Annotated in this window: 12 protein-coding genes; 3 read left to right on the top strand and 9 right to left on the bottom strand. The window is 66.0% G+C overall.

Annotated elements, in window-relative coordinates; translation table 11 throughout:
- Window positions 1-8: 8 nt before the first annotated feature.
- Together RN02_RS26250 and RN02_RS26245 are read left to right on the top strand one after the other, a co-directional pair.
- The gene (locus RN02_RS26250; protein ID WP_043318032.1) at window positions 9-4,976 is read left to right on the top strand and encodes a PilC/PilY family type IV pilus protein; all 4,968 of its coding nucleotides are present in this window, start codon (window positions 9-11) and stop codon (window positions 4,974-4,976) included.
- 11 nt (window positions 4,977-4,987) lie between these two features.
- Window positions 4,988-5,419 carry a type IV pilin protein gene (locus RN02_RS26245; RefSeq protein WP_043273641.1) on the top strand — a complete coding sequence of 144 codons (432 nt, stop codon included), beginning with the start codon at window positions 4,988-4,990 and terminating at the stop codon, window positions 5,417-5,419.
- Window positions 5,420-5,673: 254 nt separating this feature from the next.
- Here RN02_RS26245 and ispH read toward each other — a convergent pair whose 3' ends face one another.
- From ispH to murJ, 6 genes are all read right to left on the bottom strand, one after another.
- A complete protein-coding gene (gene ispH, locus RN02_RS26240) occupies window positions 5,674-6,618 on the bottom strand; it encodes a 4-hydroxy-3-methylbut-2-enyl diphosphate reductase (RefSeq protein WP_043318030.1) in 945 nt (314 codons plus the stop codon).
- Between the two features lie 81 nt (window positions 6,619-6,699).
- Window positions 6,700-7,152, bottom strand: coding sequence for an FKBP-type peptidyl-prolyl cis-trans isomerase (gene fkpB / locus RN02_RS26235; protein ID WP_043273639.1), 453 nt, complete (start codon window positions 7,150-7,152; stop codon window positions 6,700-6,702).
- Window positions 7,145-7,648: a signal peptidase II gene (gene lspA / locus RN02_RS26230; RefSeq protein ID WP_043318028.1), complete on the bottom strand. Its 504-nt coding sequence runs from the start codon at window positions 7,646-7,648 to the stop codon at window positions 7,145-7,147. Before lspA ends, fkpB begins: the two co-directional genes overlap by 8 nt.
- Complete coding sequence (ileS, locus tag RN02_RS26225; RefSeq protein ID WP_043318026.1) at window positions 7,641-10,475, bottom strand: isoleucine--tRNA ligase; 2,835 nt, start codon at window positions 10,473-10,475, stop codon at window positions 7,641-7,643. Before ileS ends, lspA begins: the two co-directional genes overlap by 8 nt.
- Window positions 10,476-10,498: 23 nt before the next feature.
- Complete coding sequence (gene ribF / locus RN02_RS26220) at window positions 10,499-11,437, bottom strand: bifunctional riboflavin kinase/FAD synthetase (RefSeq protein ID WP_009617557.1); 939 nt, start codon at window positions 11,435-11,437, stop codon at window positions 10,499-10,501.
- A gap of 106 nt (window positions 11,438-11,543) precedes the next feature.
- Window positions 11,544-13,082, bottom strand: coding sequence for a murein biosynthesis integral membrane protein MurJ (gene murJ / locus RN02_RS26215; protein ID WP_043273634.1), 1,539 nt, complete (start codon window positions 13,080-13,082; stop codon window positions 11,544-11,546).
- A 243-nt stretch (window positions 13,083-13,325) separates the two neighbouring features.
- On the opposite strand from murJ, the gene rpsT reads away from it, so the two are divergent.
- On the top strand, window positions 13,326-13,595 hold the full coding sequence (gene rpsT / locus RN02_RS26210) for a 30S ribosomal protein S20 (RefSeq protein ID WP_009617555.1): 270 nt from the start codon (window positions 13,326-13,328) through the stop codon (window positions 13,593-13,595).
- A 360-nt stretch (window positions 13,596-13,955) separates the two neighbouring features.
- On the opposite strand, the gene RN02_RS26205 is transcribed toward rpsT, so the two are convergent.
- The 3 genes from RN02_RS26205 to cgtA form a co-directional block, all read right to left on the bottom strand.
- A complete protein-coding gene (locus tag RN02_RS26205; RefSeq protein WP_043318128.1) occupies window positions 13,956-14,417 on the bottom strand; it encodes a CreA family protein in 462 nt (153 codons plus the stop codon).
- A 26-nt stretch (window positions 14,418-14,443) separates the two neighbouring features.
- On the bottom strand, window positions 14,444-15,562 hold the full coding sequence (gene proB / locus RN02_RS26200) for a glutamate 5-kinase (RefSeq protein WP_009617553.1): 1,119 nt from the start codon (window positions 15,560-15,562) through the stop codon (window positions 14,444-14,446).
- 62 nt (window positions 15,563-15,624) lie between these two features.
- Window positions 15,625-16,664: Obg family GTPase CgtA (cgtA, locus tag RN02_RS26195; protein WP_043318024.1), on the bottom strand; the 1,040-nt coding region annotated here is incomplete at its 5' end.

The raw sequence follows: 16,664 nt of genomic DNA, 5'->3' as shown, positions 1-16,664 counted from the left end.
GCACTGACATGAAGACTCTCCGTCAAACCGCGATCAACGCCAGCGCCAGCCTGCTCTGCGCCCTCCTGCTTCCGTGCGCCAGCGCCTGGGCAGACATCGACATCTCGCGCACCCCGGTCTTCGTCAACGACTCGGTGCCACCGTTGAACATGCTGGTCATGGGCCGTGACCACAAGCTGTATTACGAGGCCTACAACGACGCTTCCGACCTCAACGGCGACGGCATTCTCGACGTGGGCTACAAGGGGCACCTGGACAAGGAACACGGCGGCATCGACTACTACGGCTACTTCAACTCGTTCGCCTGCTACGACTACAGCGACGGCCGCTTCAGCCCGGTCAGCGCCACCACCGACAAGAAGTGCCCCGGCCACTGGAGCGGCGACTTCCTCAACTACCTGGCCACCTCGCGCATGGACGCCCTGCGCAAGGTGCTCTACGGCGGCTACCGGGTGGAGGACACCACCACCTCCACCGTGCTGCAAGGCTCCTATGTTCCCCAGGACGACCACGCCTGGGGCAAGGAATACCTGAGCGAGGCCTACGACGGCTACCGCATTTCCGACTACACCCCGCTGAGCCAGCCGGCGGCCGGCGGCTACCGCCACCTGTTCGCCGTGGTGTCGCTGACCCAGGACACCGGCGTGCCGCAGTTGCGCACCCTGACCAACACCAGCTTCCGCATCTGGAACTGGGTGTCGAAGGAGCGGCCGGTAGCCGGCAGCACCTGCGTGAACAGTTCCGGCTCGGAGGTCAACTGCACCAGTGGCGGCCCCAGTGGCGGCAACTGGACCATCGTGCCCGCCGACCAGATGTCGGGCCTGACGCTCACCACCTGGAAGGACTCGCGCTCGACTTCCACCAACAAGTCGCAGATGGACGACCTGTTCAACAACTACAGCAGCAACTCTGCAAAATGCGGTAGCGGAACGCCATCATTCACCAACATAAGCACCGGCCAGAACTTCACCAACCCCTACTCCGCTAACGGCTGTGGCCAGGATGGCTATCACACGCTGATCACCGGCACCCTGACCCCGGCGCTGACGGGCGTCTACCAGTTCTCGGTGGACGGTGACGACGCGGTCGAATTCCAGGTCAATGGCGTTACCGCGTCCTACTATGGCGACCACGGCAAGGCCGGCGGCGGCGGCAACGGCACCACCGCCTCGGTGACGCTCACCGCGGGTACCGCCTATACCTTCAAGTTCCGTCACGAGGAAAATAGCGGCGACGCCAACTTCTACCTGTACTGGAAGACCCCGGCCACCGGCACCAGCGAGATGACCGACAGGAACGTCAAGGTCTCGGTCTGCCCCAGCGGCACCGACAACGCCGGCCTGCGCGAAAGCAACTGCACCGCCTACGGCAACGGCTTCAAGCCGACCGGTATCCTTCACGACTACGGCGCCACCAACAAGATGTACTTCGGCCTGCTCACCGGCTCGTTCCAGAAGAACATCAGCGGCGGCGTGCTGCGCAGCCAGTTGCAGAGTTTCTCCAAGGAGTACAGCTCGACCACCGGGCAATACTGCTTCGCCGGCACCAACGTGTGCGGTTCCGACGGCGTGACCAACGGCATCGTGGCGACCATCAACAAGCTGCGCATCATCGACTTCAACTACGGCGACCATACCTACGGCTGCGGCTGGATCACCACGCGCCCGATCACTCAGAACGACACCTGCTACATGTGGGGCAATCCGATCGGCGAAATGATGTACGAGACGATGCGCTACTTCTCTGGCGAGACCAGCCCCACCAGCACCTATGACTATGGCTCCGGCAACAGCAAGGACAAGGACGTGCTGGGCCTTCCGCGCATCGGCACCTGGACCCCGCCCTACAAGTCGACCGCCAACCCCAATGGCTACCCCGTGTGCTCGGTCCCGGCCATGACGGTCATCAGCGACATCAACCCGTCCTATGACTTCAAGCTGCCGGGCAGCAAATGGTCCACCGACGTTTCGGCGCCTTCCTCAGGATCGCTGGCGGGCCTGAACGTCTCCACCGAGGCGGACAAGATCTGGGCAGCCGAAGGGGGTGGCAGCAAGTCCATCTTCATCGGCGAATCCAACGGTGTCGCCGACAGTGCCCCCACAGCCAAGACCGTCAGCAACCTGTCCACCGTCCGCGGTTTGGCGCCGGAGGAACCCAGCAAACAGGGCACTTACTACTCCGCTGCCGTGGCGCGCTATGGCGCGAACAACAAGATCGGCGGCGACAAGGCCCTGTTGACCTACTCGGTAGCACTGGCCTCGCCCCTGCCGACCATCAAGTTCCCCGTCACCAGCAATGGCGTCACCAGCGTGGTGACCGTGGTGCCCTTCGCCAAGTCCGTCGGTGGCAGCAGCATCGACGCGAACGGCAGCTTCCAGCCCACCGACCAGATCGTCGACTACTACGTGGAGAAGTTCGCCAATACTTCGCCAGCCTGTAATGGCGGCACGCCCAGCCTGGTCAGCGACTGCGACGCCACCCTCAACGGCGGCCGTCCCTACGCCAAGTTCCGCATCAACTACGAGGACGTGGAACAGGGCGCCGACCATGACATGGACGCCATCGCCCTGTATGAATTGCTGGTCAACGATCAGGGCAAGCTGGTCATCAACATGACCTCCGAATACGCCGCCGGCGGCATCGACCAGCACATGGGCTACGTGATCTCCGGCACCACCAAGGACGGTATCTACCTTGAGGTCAAGGACCAGGGCGGCAACAACGTCGCCTACAAGCTGGATACTCCCGATGGTCGCGATCCCAACTACTGCAACGCGACCACCAAACCCAACGACTGCACCCTGAGCCGGCTCAGCTCCTCGCGCACCTTCACCCTGTCGGGCACCCCGGCGGCCACCTTCCTGGAGAACCCGTTGTGGTACGCCGCCAAGTACGGCACCAACGCGACCAACAACGACACCGATGGCAACGGCGTGCCGGACAACTACTTCCTGGTCACCAACGCCCTGACGCTGAAGGACCAGTTGAACAAAGCGTTCAACGACATCTACCAGCGCAACAGCTCCGTCTCCACCCCGTCGGTGGAGCGCCTGCAACCCGGCGCCTCGATCAGCGACGCGCGCTCGGTATACCGCTCCAACTTCCTGGTGGACGACTGGTCGGGCGACCTGATCAAGGAGACCATCAACCCGGCCACCTTCGCCCGCACCGTGGTCTGGCACGCCAAGGACCAGTTCCCGAGCACCCGTAACATCAAGTTCAAGGGCAGCAACGGCAGCCTGACCACCCTCACCCACAGCAACCTGTCGGGTGTGACCTACAACGGCGTCGACCTGCAGACCACCCTGACCTCCGCGCAGCTCGGCTACGTGCTGGGCGACCGCAGCGGCGAAGGCAGCAGCTTCCGCCGGCGCAGCACCCTGCTGGGCGACATCATCAACTCCAACCCGGTGGTGGTCTCCGGCGCCCAGTACCTGGCCTACCTGGCAGGCGCCATCGATGGCGGCTACCAGAAGTACGCCGACTTCATCGAAGCCAAGAAGACTCGCCGCACCCAGGTCTACGTCGGCGCCAACGACGGCATGCTGCACGCCTTCGACGGCACCACCGGCGTGGAGAAATTCGCCTTCGTGCCCCGCGCCGTCATCCCGAACCTGCAGTACCTGAGCAGCAAGGACTACACCGCCGCCCAGCACCGCTGGTTCGTCGACGGCAGCCTGACCGTGCGCGACGTCTACTACGACGACGCCTGGCATACCGTGCTGGTGGGCACCCTGGGCGCCGGCGGCAAGTCCGCCTTCGCCCTGGACGTGACCGACCCGGACAACATCGCCCTGCTCTGGGAGTTCGACGACGACAACGCCAGCAGCAAGGACAGTACCAACACGACGCTGAGCAACCTCGGCTTCACCATCCCCACCCCGGTGGTCGCCCGCCTGCACAGCGGGCAATGGGGCGTGCTGCTGCCCAATGGCTACAACAGCGCCAACAACAGCAGCGGCAAGGCGGTGATGTACGTGCTGGACATCAAGACCGGCGCCGTCCTCAAGACACTGGAGGCACAGGGAGCTGCAGGGACCAATGGCCTGTCCAGCATCCGTGGCGCCGACAACAACAGCGATGGCATCATCGACTACGCCTACGCCGGCGACCTGCAGGGCAACCTGTGGCGCTTCGACCTGATCGACAGCTCCGCCACCAACCCCTTCGCCAACACCAACGTCCAGGCCTCGACCTTCAAGACATCCTTCAACGGCACCCCGCTGTACGTGGCCAAGGATGCCGACGGCAGTGGCGGTGTGCGCCAACCGATCACCGCGCCGCCATCGCTGGTACGCCATCCCTCGACCACTGGCTATCTGGTGATCTTCGGTACCGGCCGCTACCTGGGCACCGTCGACAAGACCAGCCCGTTCCAGTTGCAGACGCTCTACGGCATCTGGGACAAGAAGACCAAGGGCGAAGCGGTCACCAGCACGCCAACCCTGTCGCGGGCCAACCTGCAAGGGCAGACCATTTCGTCCCAGGTGAACGGTGCGACCTTCGCCGACAACACGGCCAACACCTTCGATATCCGTCTGCTCAGCCAGAACAGCGTGGACTGGACGACGAAAAGCGGCTGGTACCTGAACCTCCAGGTCACCGGGGGCAGCCTGGTAGGCGAGCGGATCGTCGACGAAATGGCGGCCCGTGGTCAGGCCCTGCTGATCAACACCCGCACACCCAGCCTGGATGTGTGCCAGGCTGGTGTGGAAGGCTGGTCGTACGGCCTCGACCCTTATACCGGCGGTCGCGCCGACTTCAACATCTTCGACTTCAGCCAGAACTTCGTGGTCGACCAGGGCGACGCCTACGTTTCCGGCGACACCAGCCAGGTGGTCTCCGGCTACAAGACCCCGGCCGGTGGCGCGGCGCTTTCCGGCAATACCCGCTTCACCGCCGACGGAGCGCCGATGAACATCAGCTTCGGCCCCGAGTCCACCGGACGCCAGACCTGGCGCGCAGCCCCGCAATGAGGAAGCAGTACATGAAGAAGACAGCGGGTTTCACCCTGATCGAGATGATGATCGTGGTGGCCATCATCGGCATCCTGGCGGCCATCGCCTATCCCAGCTACCAGGAATACGTCCTGCGCGGCAACCGCAGCGAAGGGCAGGCTCTGCTCAACGACGCGGCCGCGCGTCAGGAGCGCTACTTCGCCCAGAACAATGCCTATGTCACTGACCAAGACGACATCGGCAATTTGAATATGCGCAATACAAACGGCACGACCGTGACCTCGGATACCGGCAAGTACGCGCTGACCATCAGCAACCCCAACGGAAGCGGTGGCTACCTGCTGACGGCAACCCCGCAGGGCGTGCAGACGAGAGATACCAAATGCGGGAACCTGACGCTCAATGCCATGGGCACCCGCGGCGTCAGCGGCAGCACCAGTGTGAACGACTGCTGGAAGTGAAACGCTGCCCCTACGGAGCAGGAACAGGAGAAATGCCGTCGTAGGATGGGTTGAGCGAAGCGATACCCATCACCACGGCAGCATGGGTTTCGCAAGCTCAACCCATCCTACGCAGAGCGCCTAGGCGCAGTCGGCAAGCCCCAGGCGGGATACAGCGTGGGAGCGGACTTATCCGCGATTCCGCCGGCAAGGCCGGCGTTCGGTCGAATATGGCTCCTGGAGGGGACGGAAGATGCCGCCTGGCAGGAACGGGTTTAAACCGCCTTCACCCGCAGTTCCTTGGGCATCGAGAAGGTAATGTTCTCCTCCCGCCCATCCAGCTCCACCTCGGGCTCCGCGCCCCATTTGCGCAGTTGTTCGATCACCCCGCGCACCAGCACTTCCGGGGCGGAGGCGCCGGCGGTGATGCCGATGCGCCGCTTGCCTTCGAACCATTCGCGCTTGAGGTCCTCGGCGCCGTCGATCAGGTAGCCGGGGGTGCCCATGCGTTCGGCGAGTTCGCGCAGGCGGTTGGAGTTGGAGCTGTTCGGACTGCCCACCACCAGCACCAGGTCGCACTGGTCGGCCAGGTCCTTGACCGCGTCCTGGCGGTTCTGGGTGGCGTAGCAGATGTCGTTCTTGCGCGGGCCCTTGATGTGGGGGAATTTCGCGCGCAGGGCGTCGATCACCTTGGAGGTGTCGTCCATCGACAGGGTGGTCTGGGTGACGAAGTGCAGGGCCTCGGGGTTGCGCACTTCCAGCGCCGCTACATCTTCCTCGTCCTCGACCAGGTAGATGTCGCCGCCGTTGTCGCGGTTGTACTGGCCCATGGTGCCTTCCACCTCGGGGTGGCCTTCGTGGCCGATGAGGATGCACTCCTGGCCGTCGCGACTGTAGCGCACCACTTCCATGTGCACCTTGGTGACCAGCGGGCAGGTGGCGTCGAAGACCTTCAGGCCGCGGTTCTCGGCCTCCTTGCGCACGGCCTGGGACACGCCGTGGGCGCTGAAGATGACGATGGTGTCGTCCGGCACCTGGTCGAGTTCCTCGACGAACACCGCGCCGCGGTTGCGCAGGTTCTCCACCACGAACTTGTTGTGCACCACTTCATGGCGCACGTAGATCGGCGGGCCGAACACGTCCAGGGCGCGGTTGACGATTTCGATCGCCCGGTCGACGCCGGCGCAGAAGCCGCGGGGGTTGGCGAGTTTGATTTGCATGGTCGGTCTGTCTCGGCGCGCAGAGGGGATGGCGCGATGGGTGTCGCTTCGCGATACCCATCCTACGCCAGCGAAGGGCCCTCAGAGCGCCCTTACGTCGATGATTTCCACTTCGAAGGTCAGGCTCTTGCCGGCCAGCGGGTGGTTGAAATCGATGGTCACCTGCTGTTCGTCGAAGGCCTTGACCACGCCGGGCAGCTCGGTCTTGGCGGCGTCGTTGAAGATCACCAGCAGGCCTTCGGCCAGTTCCATGTCCTGGAACTGGTCGCGCGGCATCACCTGCACGTTGGCCGGGTTCGGCTGGCCGAAGCCCTGCTCCGGCTCGATGTTCAGGGTGCGCTTGTCGCCGGCCTTGAGGCCGAACAGCGCCTGCTCGAAGCCCGGCAGCAGGTTGCCGTCGCCGACCTTGAAGGTGGCCGGCTGCTTGTCGAAGGTGCTGTCGACGACGTTGCCGTCTTCCAGCTTGAGGGCGAAGTGCAGGGTGACTTCGGTATCCGCTCCGATGCGCTGGATATCGCTGTTGCTGTCAGCCATGGGCGGTCTCTCCGGATTTCTTCGTCTTGAACATGTCCAGCGCCAGCATGATGGCGCCTACGGTGATGGCGCTGTCGGCCAGGTTGAACGCCGGGAAGTACCAGCGGTTCTGCCAGTGCACCAGGATGAAGTCGATCACGTGGCCGAGCACGATGCGGTCGTACAGGTTGCCCAGCGCGCCGCCCAGCACCAGGGCCAGGGCGATGGCCAGCCAGGTGTCGCTGGGCTTCAGGCGCTTGAGCCAGATGACCAGCACCGCGCTGACCACGATGGCGATCAGGGCGAACAGCCAGCGCTGCCAGCCGGAGCTGTCGGCCAGGAAACTGAAGGCCGCGCCGGTGTTGTAGGCCAGGGTCCAGCTGAACAGGTCGGGGATGACCACGATCTGCTGGTACAGGCTCAGCGTGCCCTCGAAGTAGGCCTTGCTGACCTGGTCGAGGACCAGGACCAGCACGGTTATCCACAACCAGCCAAGGCGGCCGAAGCGGTTAGGCATAGTGGCGAACCTCGCCGGCGCCTTCGATGTTCTCCACGCAGCGGCCGCAGATTTCCGGGTGCGCGGCGTTACTGCCGACGTCCTCGCGGTGGTGCCAGCAACGGGCGCACTTGGCGTGGGCCGACTTCACTACCTTCAGCTTGAGGCCGGGCAGTTCGCTCTGCACGGCATCGGCCGGGGCATCGGCCAGGGGCGCGAGGGTGGCGGTGGAGGTGATCAGCACGAAGCGCAGCTCGTTGCCCAGCTTGCCCAGGCTGCGGGCCAGGTCGTCCTCGGCGTAGAGGGTGACCTCGGCCTGCAGGTTGCCGCCGATGGCCTTGGCGGTGCGCTGGTTCTCCAGTTCCTTGTTGACCGCGGCCTTGGCGGCCATGACCTGCTCCCAGTAGGCACGGCCCAGCTCGGCGTCGGCCGGCAGTTCGGACAGGCCGTCGTACCAGGTGCTCAGCATGACCGACTCGGCGCGCTCGCCGGGCAGGAACTTCCACACTTCCTCGGCGGTGAAGGCCAGGATCGGCGCGACCCAGCGCACCAGCGCCTCGGCGATGTGGAACAGCGCGGTCTGGCAGGAGCGGCGGGCGACGCTGTCGGCCTGGGTGGTGTACTGGCGGTCCTTGATGATGTCCAGGTAGAAGCCGCCCAGCTCCTGCACGCAGAAGTTGTGCACCTTGGAGTAGACGTTCCAGAAGCGGTACTCGCGGTAGGCCTCTTCCAGCTCGCGCTGCAGCAGCAGGGCGCGGTCCACGGCCCAGCGGTCCAGGGCCAGCAACTGGTCGTTGGGCAGCAGGTCCCTGGCCGGGTCGAAGCCGGTCAGGTTGGAGAGCAGGAAGCGCGTGGTGTTGCGGATGCGCCGGTAGGCGTCGGCGCTGCGCTGCAGGATGGTCTGGGAGACCGCGATCTCGCCGGAGTAGTCGGTGGAGGCCACCCACAGGCGCAGGATGTCGGCGCCCAGGGTGTCGATCACGGTCTGCGGCACCACGGTGTTGCCCAGGGACTTGGACATCTTGCGGCCGGACTCGTCGACGGTGAAGCCGTGGGTCAGCAGCTGGCGGTATGGCGCGTGGCCGTCGATGGCGCAGCCGGTCAGCAGCGAGGAGTGGAACCAGCCGCGGTGCTGGTCGGAACCTTCCAGGTAGAGGTCGGCGGCGGGGCCATTGGCATGGCCCAGCTCGGCGTGGGAGCCGCGCAGCACGTGCCAGTGGGTGGTGCCGGAGTCGAACCAGACGTCCAGGGTGTCGCTGATCTTGTCGTACTGCGTGGCTTCGTCACCGAGCAGCTCGGCGGCGTCGAGCTTGAACCAGGCCTCGATGCCCTCCTTCTCCACGCGCTGGGCGACTGCTTCCATCAGCTCGACGGTGCGCGGGTGCAACTCGCCGGTGGCCTTGTGCAGGAAGAACGGGATGGGCACGCCCCAGTTGCGCTGGCGCGAGATGCACCAGTCCGGGCGGCCGGCGATCATGCCGTGCAGGCGCGCCTGGCCCCAGCTGGGCACGAATTCGGTCTGGGTGATGGCTTCCAGCGCGCGCTCGCGCAGGGTGGCGCCGCTCTCCGGCTGCTTGTCCATGCCGACGAACCACTGCGCGGTGGCGCGGTAGATCAGCGGGGTCTTGTGGCGCCAGCAGTGCATGTAGCTGTGGTTGATGCTGGCGTGCTTGAGTAGCGCGCCCACTTCGTCCAGCTTGGCGACGATGTTCGGGTTGGCCTTCCAGATGAACTGGCCGCCGAAGAACGGCAGGTCCTGGACGTACACGCCGTTGCTCTGCACCGGGCTGAGGATGTCGTCGTTGCTCATGCCGTACTGCTTGCAGGTACGGAAGTCGTCCTCGCCGTAGGCCGGCGCGGAGTGGACGATGCCGGTGCCGGCGTCCAGGGCCACGTACTCGGCCAGGTAGACCGGCGAGAAGCGCTCGTAGAATGGGTGACGGAAGCGGATCAGGTCCAGCGCCTCGCCCTTGGCCGTGGCGATGACCTGGCCTTCCAGGCCGTAGCGCTGCAGGCAGGACTCGACCAGTTCCTCGGCCAGCACCAGCAGGCGTGCGCCGGTATCGACCAGGGCGTAGGTGAATTCGGGGTGGACGTTCAGCGCCTGGTTGGCCGGGATGGTCCAGGGGGTGGTGGTCCAGATGACGATGGCGGCGGGCTTGGCCAGGCTCTGCAGGCCGAAGGCGGCGGCCAGTTTGCCTTCGTCTTCCACCAGGAAGGCGACGTCGATGGCGTCGGACTTCTTGTCGGCGTACTCGACTTCCGCCTCGGCCAGGGCCGAGCCGCAGTCGAAGCACCAGTTCACCGGTTTCAGGCCCTTGAACACGAAGCCCTGCCTGACCATCTCGGCCAGGGCGCGGATTTCGCCGGCCTCGTTGGCGAAGTTCATGGTCTTGTAGGGGTTGTCCCACTCGCCGAGCACGCCCAGGCGGATGAAGTCGGCCTTCTGCCCTTCGATCTGCTCGCTGGCGTAGGCGCGGCACAGTTCGCGGGTCTTGTCCGCCGGCAGGTTCTTGCCGTGGGTGGTCTCGACCTTGTGCTCGATGGGCAGGCCGTGGCAGTCCCAGCCCGGCACGTAGGGGGCGTCGTAGCCGGCCAGGGTGCGCGAGCGGACGATCAGGTCCTTGAGGATCTTGTTGACCGCGTGACCGATGTGGATGCTGCCGTTGGCGTAGGGCGGGCCATCGTGCAGGATGAATTTCGGGCGACCTTCGCCGGCCTTCCGCAGCTTCTGGTACAGGCCGATGTCGTTCCAGAACTTCAGGGTTTCCGGCTCGCGCTGGGGCAGGCCGGCTTTCATCGGGAACTGGGTATCGGGAAGGTTCAGCGTGGCTTTGTAGTCGGTCATCTCAGGGCCTGTTCGGAATTTCTTCAATCAAGCGGTTGGCCCAGCCAGTAGGCCCGGGCGGCGGCTATGTCGGCGAGGATCGCCGCCTTCAGTGCCTCGAGGGAGGCGAAGCGCTGCTCATCTCGCAGCTTCTGGTGGAAGGTCACATCCAGGTGCAGGCCGTAGAGGTCGCCGGCGAAGTCCAGCAGATGCACTTCCAGGTGGGGCCGGCCGTCGCCGTTGACCGACGGCCGCGTGCCGATGTTGGCCACCCCGTTGACGCGCTGGCCGGCCACTTCCGTGCTGACCAGGTAGACGCCGTTCAGCGGCGCCTTGCGGCGCTTGAGCTGGATGTTGGCGGTGGGCGAACCCAGGGTGCGGCCGAGCTTCTGCCCGTGCAGCACCCGCCCGCTCAGGCGGAACGGCCGGCCCAGCAGGCGCTCGGCCTGGTGCAGGTCGCCGTCGGCGAGCACCTTGCGGATGCGCGAGCTGCTCACCCGCATGCCGTCGACTTCCACCGTGGTGGCGGCCTCGACGGTGAAGCCCTGCTCGGCGCTGGCCCGGACCAGGAAGGCGAAGTCGCCGGAACGGTCGCAGCCGAAGCGGAAGTCGTCGCCCACTTCCAGGTGGCGCACCGCCAGGCCGTCCACCAGCACCTGGCGGACGAACTCGGCGGCCGACAGTTCGCGCAGGCGGCGGTTGAAGGTCAGGCACAGGACGAAGTCGACGCCCTGCTCGCGCAGCAGTTCGAGCTTCTCGCGCAGGCGCGTCAGGCGCACCGGCGCGGCATCCGGGGCGAAGTACTCGCGCGGCTGCGGCTCGAAGATCACCACGCAGCTGGGCACGCCCAGCTCCTGCGAGCGCTCGCGCAGACGCGCCAGGATCGCCTGGTGGCCAAGGTGGACGCCGTCGAAATTGCCGATGGTGGCAACGCAGCCCCCGGACAGGGGCCGCAGGTTGTGGAGGCCTCGAAGCAGCTGCATAGCGCGCGTATTGCTCAGAAAGTGGTCGATTATACCTGCACCCGCCGCCGCGCGACAGGCACAAAGCCGCCGCGCGTCACGGATGCACCCAAGTGCCGGCGCCGGGCTAGCTCACCGCCCGCCGCGAGAAGTCGCGCAGGCGGAAGCCCAGCAGCGCCAGCATACCGAAATAGGCCACCACGCCGGCCGCCACCAACGCGCCCAGGCGCGCCAGGCGCAGCGGCATGCCGCCCAGGTCCCAGGCCGGCATGAAATGCATCAGGCCCAGCAGCACGGCGGACATCACCAGCACCGCCAGCACCAGCTTGCCGAGGAACTTCGCCCAGCCCGGCTGCGGCTCGAACAGGTCGTGCTTGCGCAACTGCCAGTACAACAGACCGGCGTTGAGGCAGGCCGCCAGGCTGATGGCCAGGGCCAGGCCCGCGTGCTTGAGCGGGCCGATGAAGACCAGGTTCATCGCCTGGGTGGAAACCAGGGTGAAGAGTGCGATCTTCACCGGCGTGCGGATGTTCTGCCGGGCATAGAAGCCCGGCGCCAGCACCTTGACCAGAATGATCCCGAGCAGGCCCACGGCGTAGGCGATAAGCGCGCGCTGGGTCATGAGCGCGTCGTTGGCGCTGAACTTGCCGTACTGGAACAGCGACACGGTCAGCGGCTCGGCGATCAGCGCCAGGGCCAGGGCGCAGGGCAGCACCAGCAGGAAGCACAGGCGCAGGCCCCAGTCCATCAGGCGCGAATACTCGTGGCGGTCGTCGCTGGCGTAGGTCTTGGCCAGGGACGGCAGCAGGATGGTGCCCAGGGCCACGCCCAGCACGCCGGAGGGCAGCTCCATCAGGCGGTCGGCGTAGTACATCCAGGACACGGAGCCTGCGGCCAGGAAGGAGGCGAAGATGGTGTTGATGATCAGCGAGATCTGGCTCACCGACACGCCGAGGATCGCCGGGCCCATCTGCTTGAGCACGCGCCACACGCCGCTGTCACGCAGGTTAAGGCGCGGCAGCACCAGCATGCCGATCTTCTTCAGGTGCGGCAGTTGGTAGAGCAGCTGCGCCAGGCCGCCGGCCAGCACCGCCCAGCCCAGGGCCATCACCGGCGGGTCGAAGTACGGGGTGAGGAACAGCGAGAAGGCGATCATGCTGACGTTCAGCAGGGTCGGCACGAAGGCCGGCACCGAGAAGCGGTTCCAGGTATTGAGGACGGCCCCGGCCAGGGAGGCCAGGGAAATCAGCAGGATGTAGGGGAAGGTCACCCGCAGCAGCGCTGTGGTCAGGTCGAACTTCTCCGGGGTGTCGGCGAAACCCGGCGCGGTGATCCAGATCACCCAGGGCGCGGCGAGGATGCCCAGCGCGGTGACCAGCGCCAGCACCAGGGTCAGCAGGCCGGAGACATAGGCTATGAAGGTGCGGGTGGCCTCCTCGCCCTGCTGCGTCTTGTATTCGGCGAGGATCGGCACGAAGGCCTGGGAGAAGGCGCCCTCGGCGAAGATGCGGCGCAGCAGGTTGGGCAGCTTGAAGGCGACGAAGAAGGCGTCGGTGGCCATGCCGGCGCCGAACATGCGCGCGACTATGGTGTCCCGGACGAAGCCGAGCACCCGCGAGATCATGGTCATGGAGCTGACCGCGGCCAGCGATTTGAGTAGGTTCATTGCATCCGGGACTTGTCAGCGCAGGGTGGCCCTGCCCGCGGGGCGGCCGGATCGCCCGGCGGCCAGTAAAGGGCGTCGAGTGTATGGCCGCCGGTCGAATAAATCACCCACCCAGTCCGCGAATCCCCGGCCATGCCGCTCGTCGGAGGCCGCTCATACCCTTGACAAGGCACGGACTCGACGGCATCATTCACGGCCTTAATTTATTCGCTATATCCCAAGTTTTTCTCGAGGAGCTCGACGGTGGCCAACACACCTTCCGCCAAAAAACGCGCCAAACAGGCTGAGAAGCGTCGCAGCCACAACGCCAGCCTGCGTTCCATGGTTCGTACCTACATCAAGAACGTAGTCAAGGCAGTCGATGCCAAGGACCTGCCCAAGGCCCAGGCCGCTCTGGTTGCCGCCGTACCGGTCATCGACCGCATGGCTGACAAAGGCATCATCCACAAGAACAAGGCCGCTCGCCACAAGAGCCGTCTGAACGCCCACGTGAAGGCCCTGGCCACCGCGTAAGCGTTCCGTTCTTGAAAAACCGGCCCCAGTGGCCGGTTTTTTATTGCCTGCGAAAAGCCTAAACCCGGCCCCAGACCGTAGGAGCGGAGCTTCTCCGCGAGCCGTAATCCCCTGCGCGATTCGCGGATAAGATCCACTCCTACGCCGCCCCACCCACGCATTCCCCTGTAGGAGCGCGCCCTGCGCGCGAATCGCGGGCAGGGCCCGCTCCTACACCTCCAGGGAAGCACGGCTTTTCGTAGGATGGTGTTGAGCGAAGCGATACCCATCACCACGGCAGCATGGGTATCGCAAGCTCAACCCATCCTACGACGAGCACATCGGCGCAAGACAGTTGCTCCTACGAAAAGCAAAAGGCTTTTATTTCGCCGGCCAGGGCATGATCGGGATGGCGGTCACCGCGTTCTGCGGGCTGCCTTCGATGATGCGGTCGCTGTAGACGAGGTAGACCAGCGCGTTGCGCTTCTTGTCGAAGAAGCGCACCACCTGCATGGACTTGAACACCAGCGAAGTGCGCTGCTTGAACACCTCCTCGCCATCCTTGAGCTCGCCGACGAAGCGGATCGGTCCGACCTGGCGGCAGGCGATGGACGCCTCGGCACGGTCCTCGGCCAGGCCCAGGCCACCCTTGACGCCGCCGGTCTTGGCCCGCGACAGGTAGCAGGTCACCCCTTCCACCTTGGGATCGTCGAAGGCCTCGACCACGATCTTGTCGTTCGGCCCCACCCACTTGAACACCGTGGAGACCTCGCCGATCTCCTCCGCACCCGCCAGCGCCGGTAGCATCAGCAGGCCGGCGCACACGCTCTTCCACAGCCTCATGGACGACAGCTTCATCGGTAACTCCTTCAGACCAGCACGAGGTTGTCGCGGTGCACCAGCTCCGGGCCGTCGACGTAGCCAAGCAGGCCCTCGATGGCATCGGTCGGCTGGCCGATGATCTTCTGCGCCTCCAGGGCGCTGTAGTTGGCCAGGCCGCGGGCGATCTCGCGGCCCTGCGGGTCCACGCAGACCACCATCTCGCCGCGACGGAAGCTGCCCTGGACCTGCTTCACGCCCACCGGCAGCAGGCTCTTGTGGTCCTCGGCGATGGCCTTGACCGCGCCGGCGTCCAGCACCAGGGTGCCGCGCATCTGCAGGTGGCCGGCCAGCCACTGCTTGCGAGCGGCCTTGCGGCTTTGCTCGGGGGTCAGCAGGGTGCCCAGGCGCTCGCCGGAGCGCAGGCGGTCGAGCACGCGCTCGATGCGCCCGCCGACGATCACCGTGTGCGCGCCGGAACGCGCCGCCAGGCGCGCCGCGCGCAGCTTGGTCTGCATGCCGCCGCGGCCGAGGGCGCCGGCACTGCCGCCAGCTACCAGGTCGAGCTGGGCGTCGTCGGCGCGGGCTTCGTAGATCAGCTGGGCTTCGGGATTGTTGCGCGGGTCGGCGTCGAACATGCCGTCGCGGTCGGTGAGGATCACCAACAGGTCGGCCTCCACCAGGTTGGCCACCAGGGCCGCCAGGGTGTCGTTGTCGCCGAAGCGGATTTCGTCGGTGACCACAGTGTCGTTCTCGTTGATCACCGGGATCACGCCGAGGTCGACCAGGGTGCGCAGGGTGTTGCGGGCGTTCAGGTAGCGCTTGCGGTCGGACAGATCGTCATGGGTCAGCAGCACCTGGGCGGTCTGCAGGCCGTGCTGGCCGAAGCTGGACTCCCAGGCCTGCACCAGGCCCATCTGGCCGACCGCCGCCGCGGCCTGCAGCTCGTGCATGTCGCTCGGCCGGGAAACCCAGCCCAGGCGGCTCATGCCCGCCGCCACGGCGCCGGAGGACACCAGCACCAGCTCGACGCCCGCGCAGTGCAGCGCGACCATCTGCTCGACCCACACCGCCATGGCGTCGCGGTCCAGCCCGCGGCCATCGGCCGTGAGCAGGGCGCTGCCGATCTTCACCACCCAGCGCCGCGCGCCGGTCACTTTCTCACGCATACATCAACCTTACGAAGTCAGGTTTCACCAGGTTGCTTCGGGACCGGCGCACGCGGCGCCGGTCAGGGCACGTAGAAGATTTCCGGCCCGTCGCCGTCGTCCTCGTCGTCGAAATCATCGTCGTCGTCGAGGTCGTCGGCATTCTTCAGGCCGGCGCGGCGCAGCGCACGCACGTCATCCAGGGCCTGCAGACGGGAGCGCGCCTCGTCCTCGATGCGCTGGTCGAGCTCGGCCAGGGCTTCGCCGTAGGCCGGGTCCTCCTCGATGCGCAGGCTGCGCTCGTCGAGGTACTTCATGACGTCCTGGCTGAGCGCCTCGGTGCCTTCGCGCTCCAGGGCGGAGATCACGTAGACCGGACCTTCCCAGCCCAGGCGCTCGACCACCTGCTGCTTGCGTCGCTCCTGCTCCTCGGGCTCGAGGATCTGGTCCATCTTGTTCAGCACCAGCCAGCGGTCACGCTCGGTGAGCGCCGGGCTGAACTTGGCCAGCTCGTTGACGATGGTCTCGGCGGCATCGGCCGGGTCGCTCTCGTCCAGCGGCGCCATGTCGACGATGTGCAGCAGCAGGCGGGTACGCGCCAGGTGCTTGAGGAAGCGGATGCCCAGGCCGGCGCCTTCGGCGGCGCCTTCGATCAGGCCGGGGATGTCGGCGACCACGAAGCTCTTGAAGCGCCCGACGCTGACCACGCCCAGGTTCGGCACCAGGGTGGTGAAGGGGTAGTCGGCGACTTTCGGCTTGGCCGCGGAAACGGCGCGGATGAAGGTGCTCTTGCCGGCGTTCGGCAGGCCCAGCAGGCCGACGTCGGCCAGGACCTTCAGCTCCAGCTTGAGGTCGCGGGCCTCGCCGGGCTTGCCAGGGGTGGTCTGCCGCGGCGCGCGGTTGGTGCTGGACTTGAAGCGGGTGTTGCCCAGGCCGTGCCAGCCGCCCTGGGCGACCATCAGGCGCTGGCCGGGCTCGGTCAGGTCGCCGATGACTTCATGGGTACTCGCATCGATCACGGTGGTGCCCACCGGCACCGGCAGGACCAGGTCGTCGCCCTTGGCGCCGGTGCAGTCCTTGCTGCCGCCGTTCTGCCCGCGCTGGGCGTCGAAACGGCGGGGGG

This window comes from Pseudomonas sp. PI1 (assembly GCF_000812405.1).
In the GTDB taxonomy this organism is placed as follows: domain Bacteria; phylum Pseudomonadota; class Gammaproteobacteria; order Pseudomonadales; family Pseudomonadaceae; genus Pseudomonas; species Pseudomonas citronellolis.
This window is presented reverse-complemented; position numbering and strand designations above follow the sequence as displayed.

Coding starts and splice junctions, on each gene's coding strand:
- RN02_RS26250 (WP_043318032.1), top strand. CDS start 9: ATGAAGACTCTCCGTCAAACCGCGATCAACGCCAGCGCCAGCCTGCTC.
- RN02_RS26245 (WP_043273641.1), top strand. CDS start 4,988: ATGAAGAAGACAGCGGGTTTCACCCTGATCGAGATGATGATCGTGGTG.
- ispH (WP_043318030.1), bottom strand. CDS start 6,618: ATGCAAATCAAACTCGCCAACCCCCGCGGCTTCTGCGCCGGCGTCGAC.
- fkpB (WP_043273639.1), bottom strand. CDS start 7,152: ATGGCTGACAGCAACAGCGATATCCAGCGCATCGGAGCGGATACCGAA.
- lspA (WP_043318028.1), bottom strand. CDS start 7,648: ATGCCTAACCGCTTCGGCCGCCTTGGCTGGTTGTGGATAACCGTGCTG.
- ileS (WP_043318026.1), bottom strand. CDS start 10,475: ATGACCGACTACAAAGCCACGCTGAACCTTCCCGATACCCAGTTCCCG.
- ribF (WP_009617557.1), bottom strand. CDS start 11,437: ATGCAGCTGCTTCGAGGCCTCCACAACCTGCGGCCCCTGTCCGGGGGC.
- murJ (WP_043273634.1), bottom strand. CDS start 13,082: ATGAACCTACTCAAATCGCTGGCCGCGGTCAGCTCCATGACCATGATC.
- RN02_RS26205 (WP_043318128.1), bottom strand. CDS start 14,417: ATGAGGCTGTGGAAGAGCGTGTGCGCCGGCCTGCTGATGCTACCGGCG.
- proB (WP_009617553.1), bottom strand. CDS start 15,562: ATGCGTGAGAAAGTGACCGGCGCGCGGCGCTGGGTGGTGAAGATCGGC.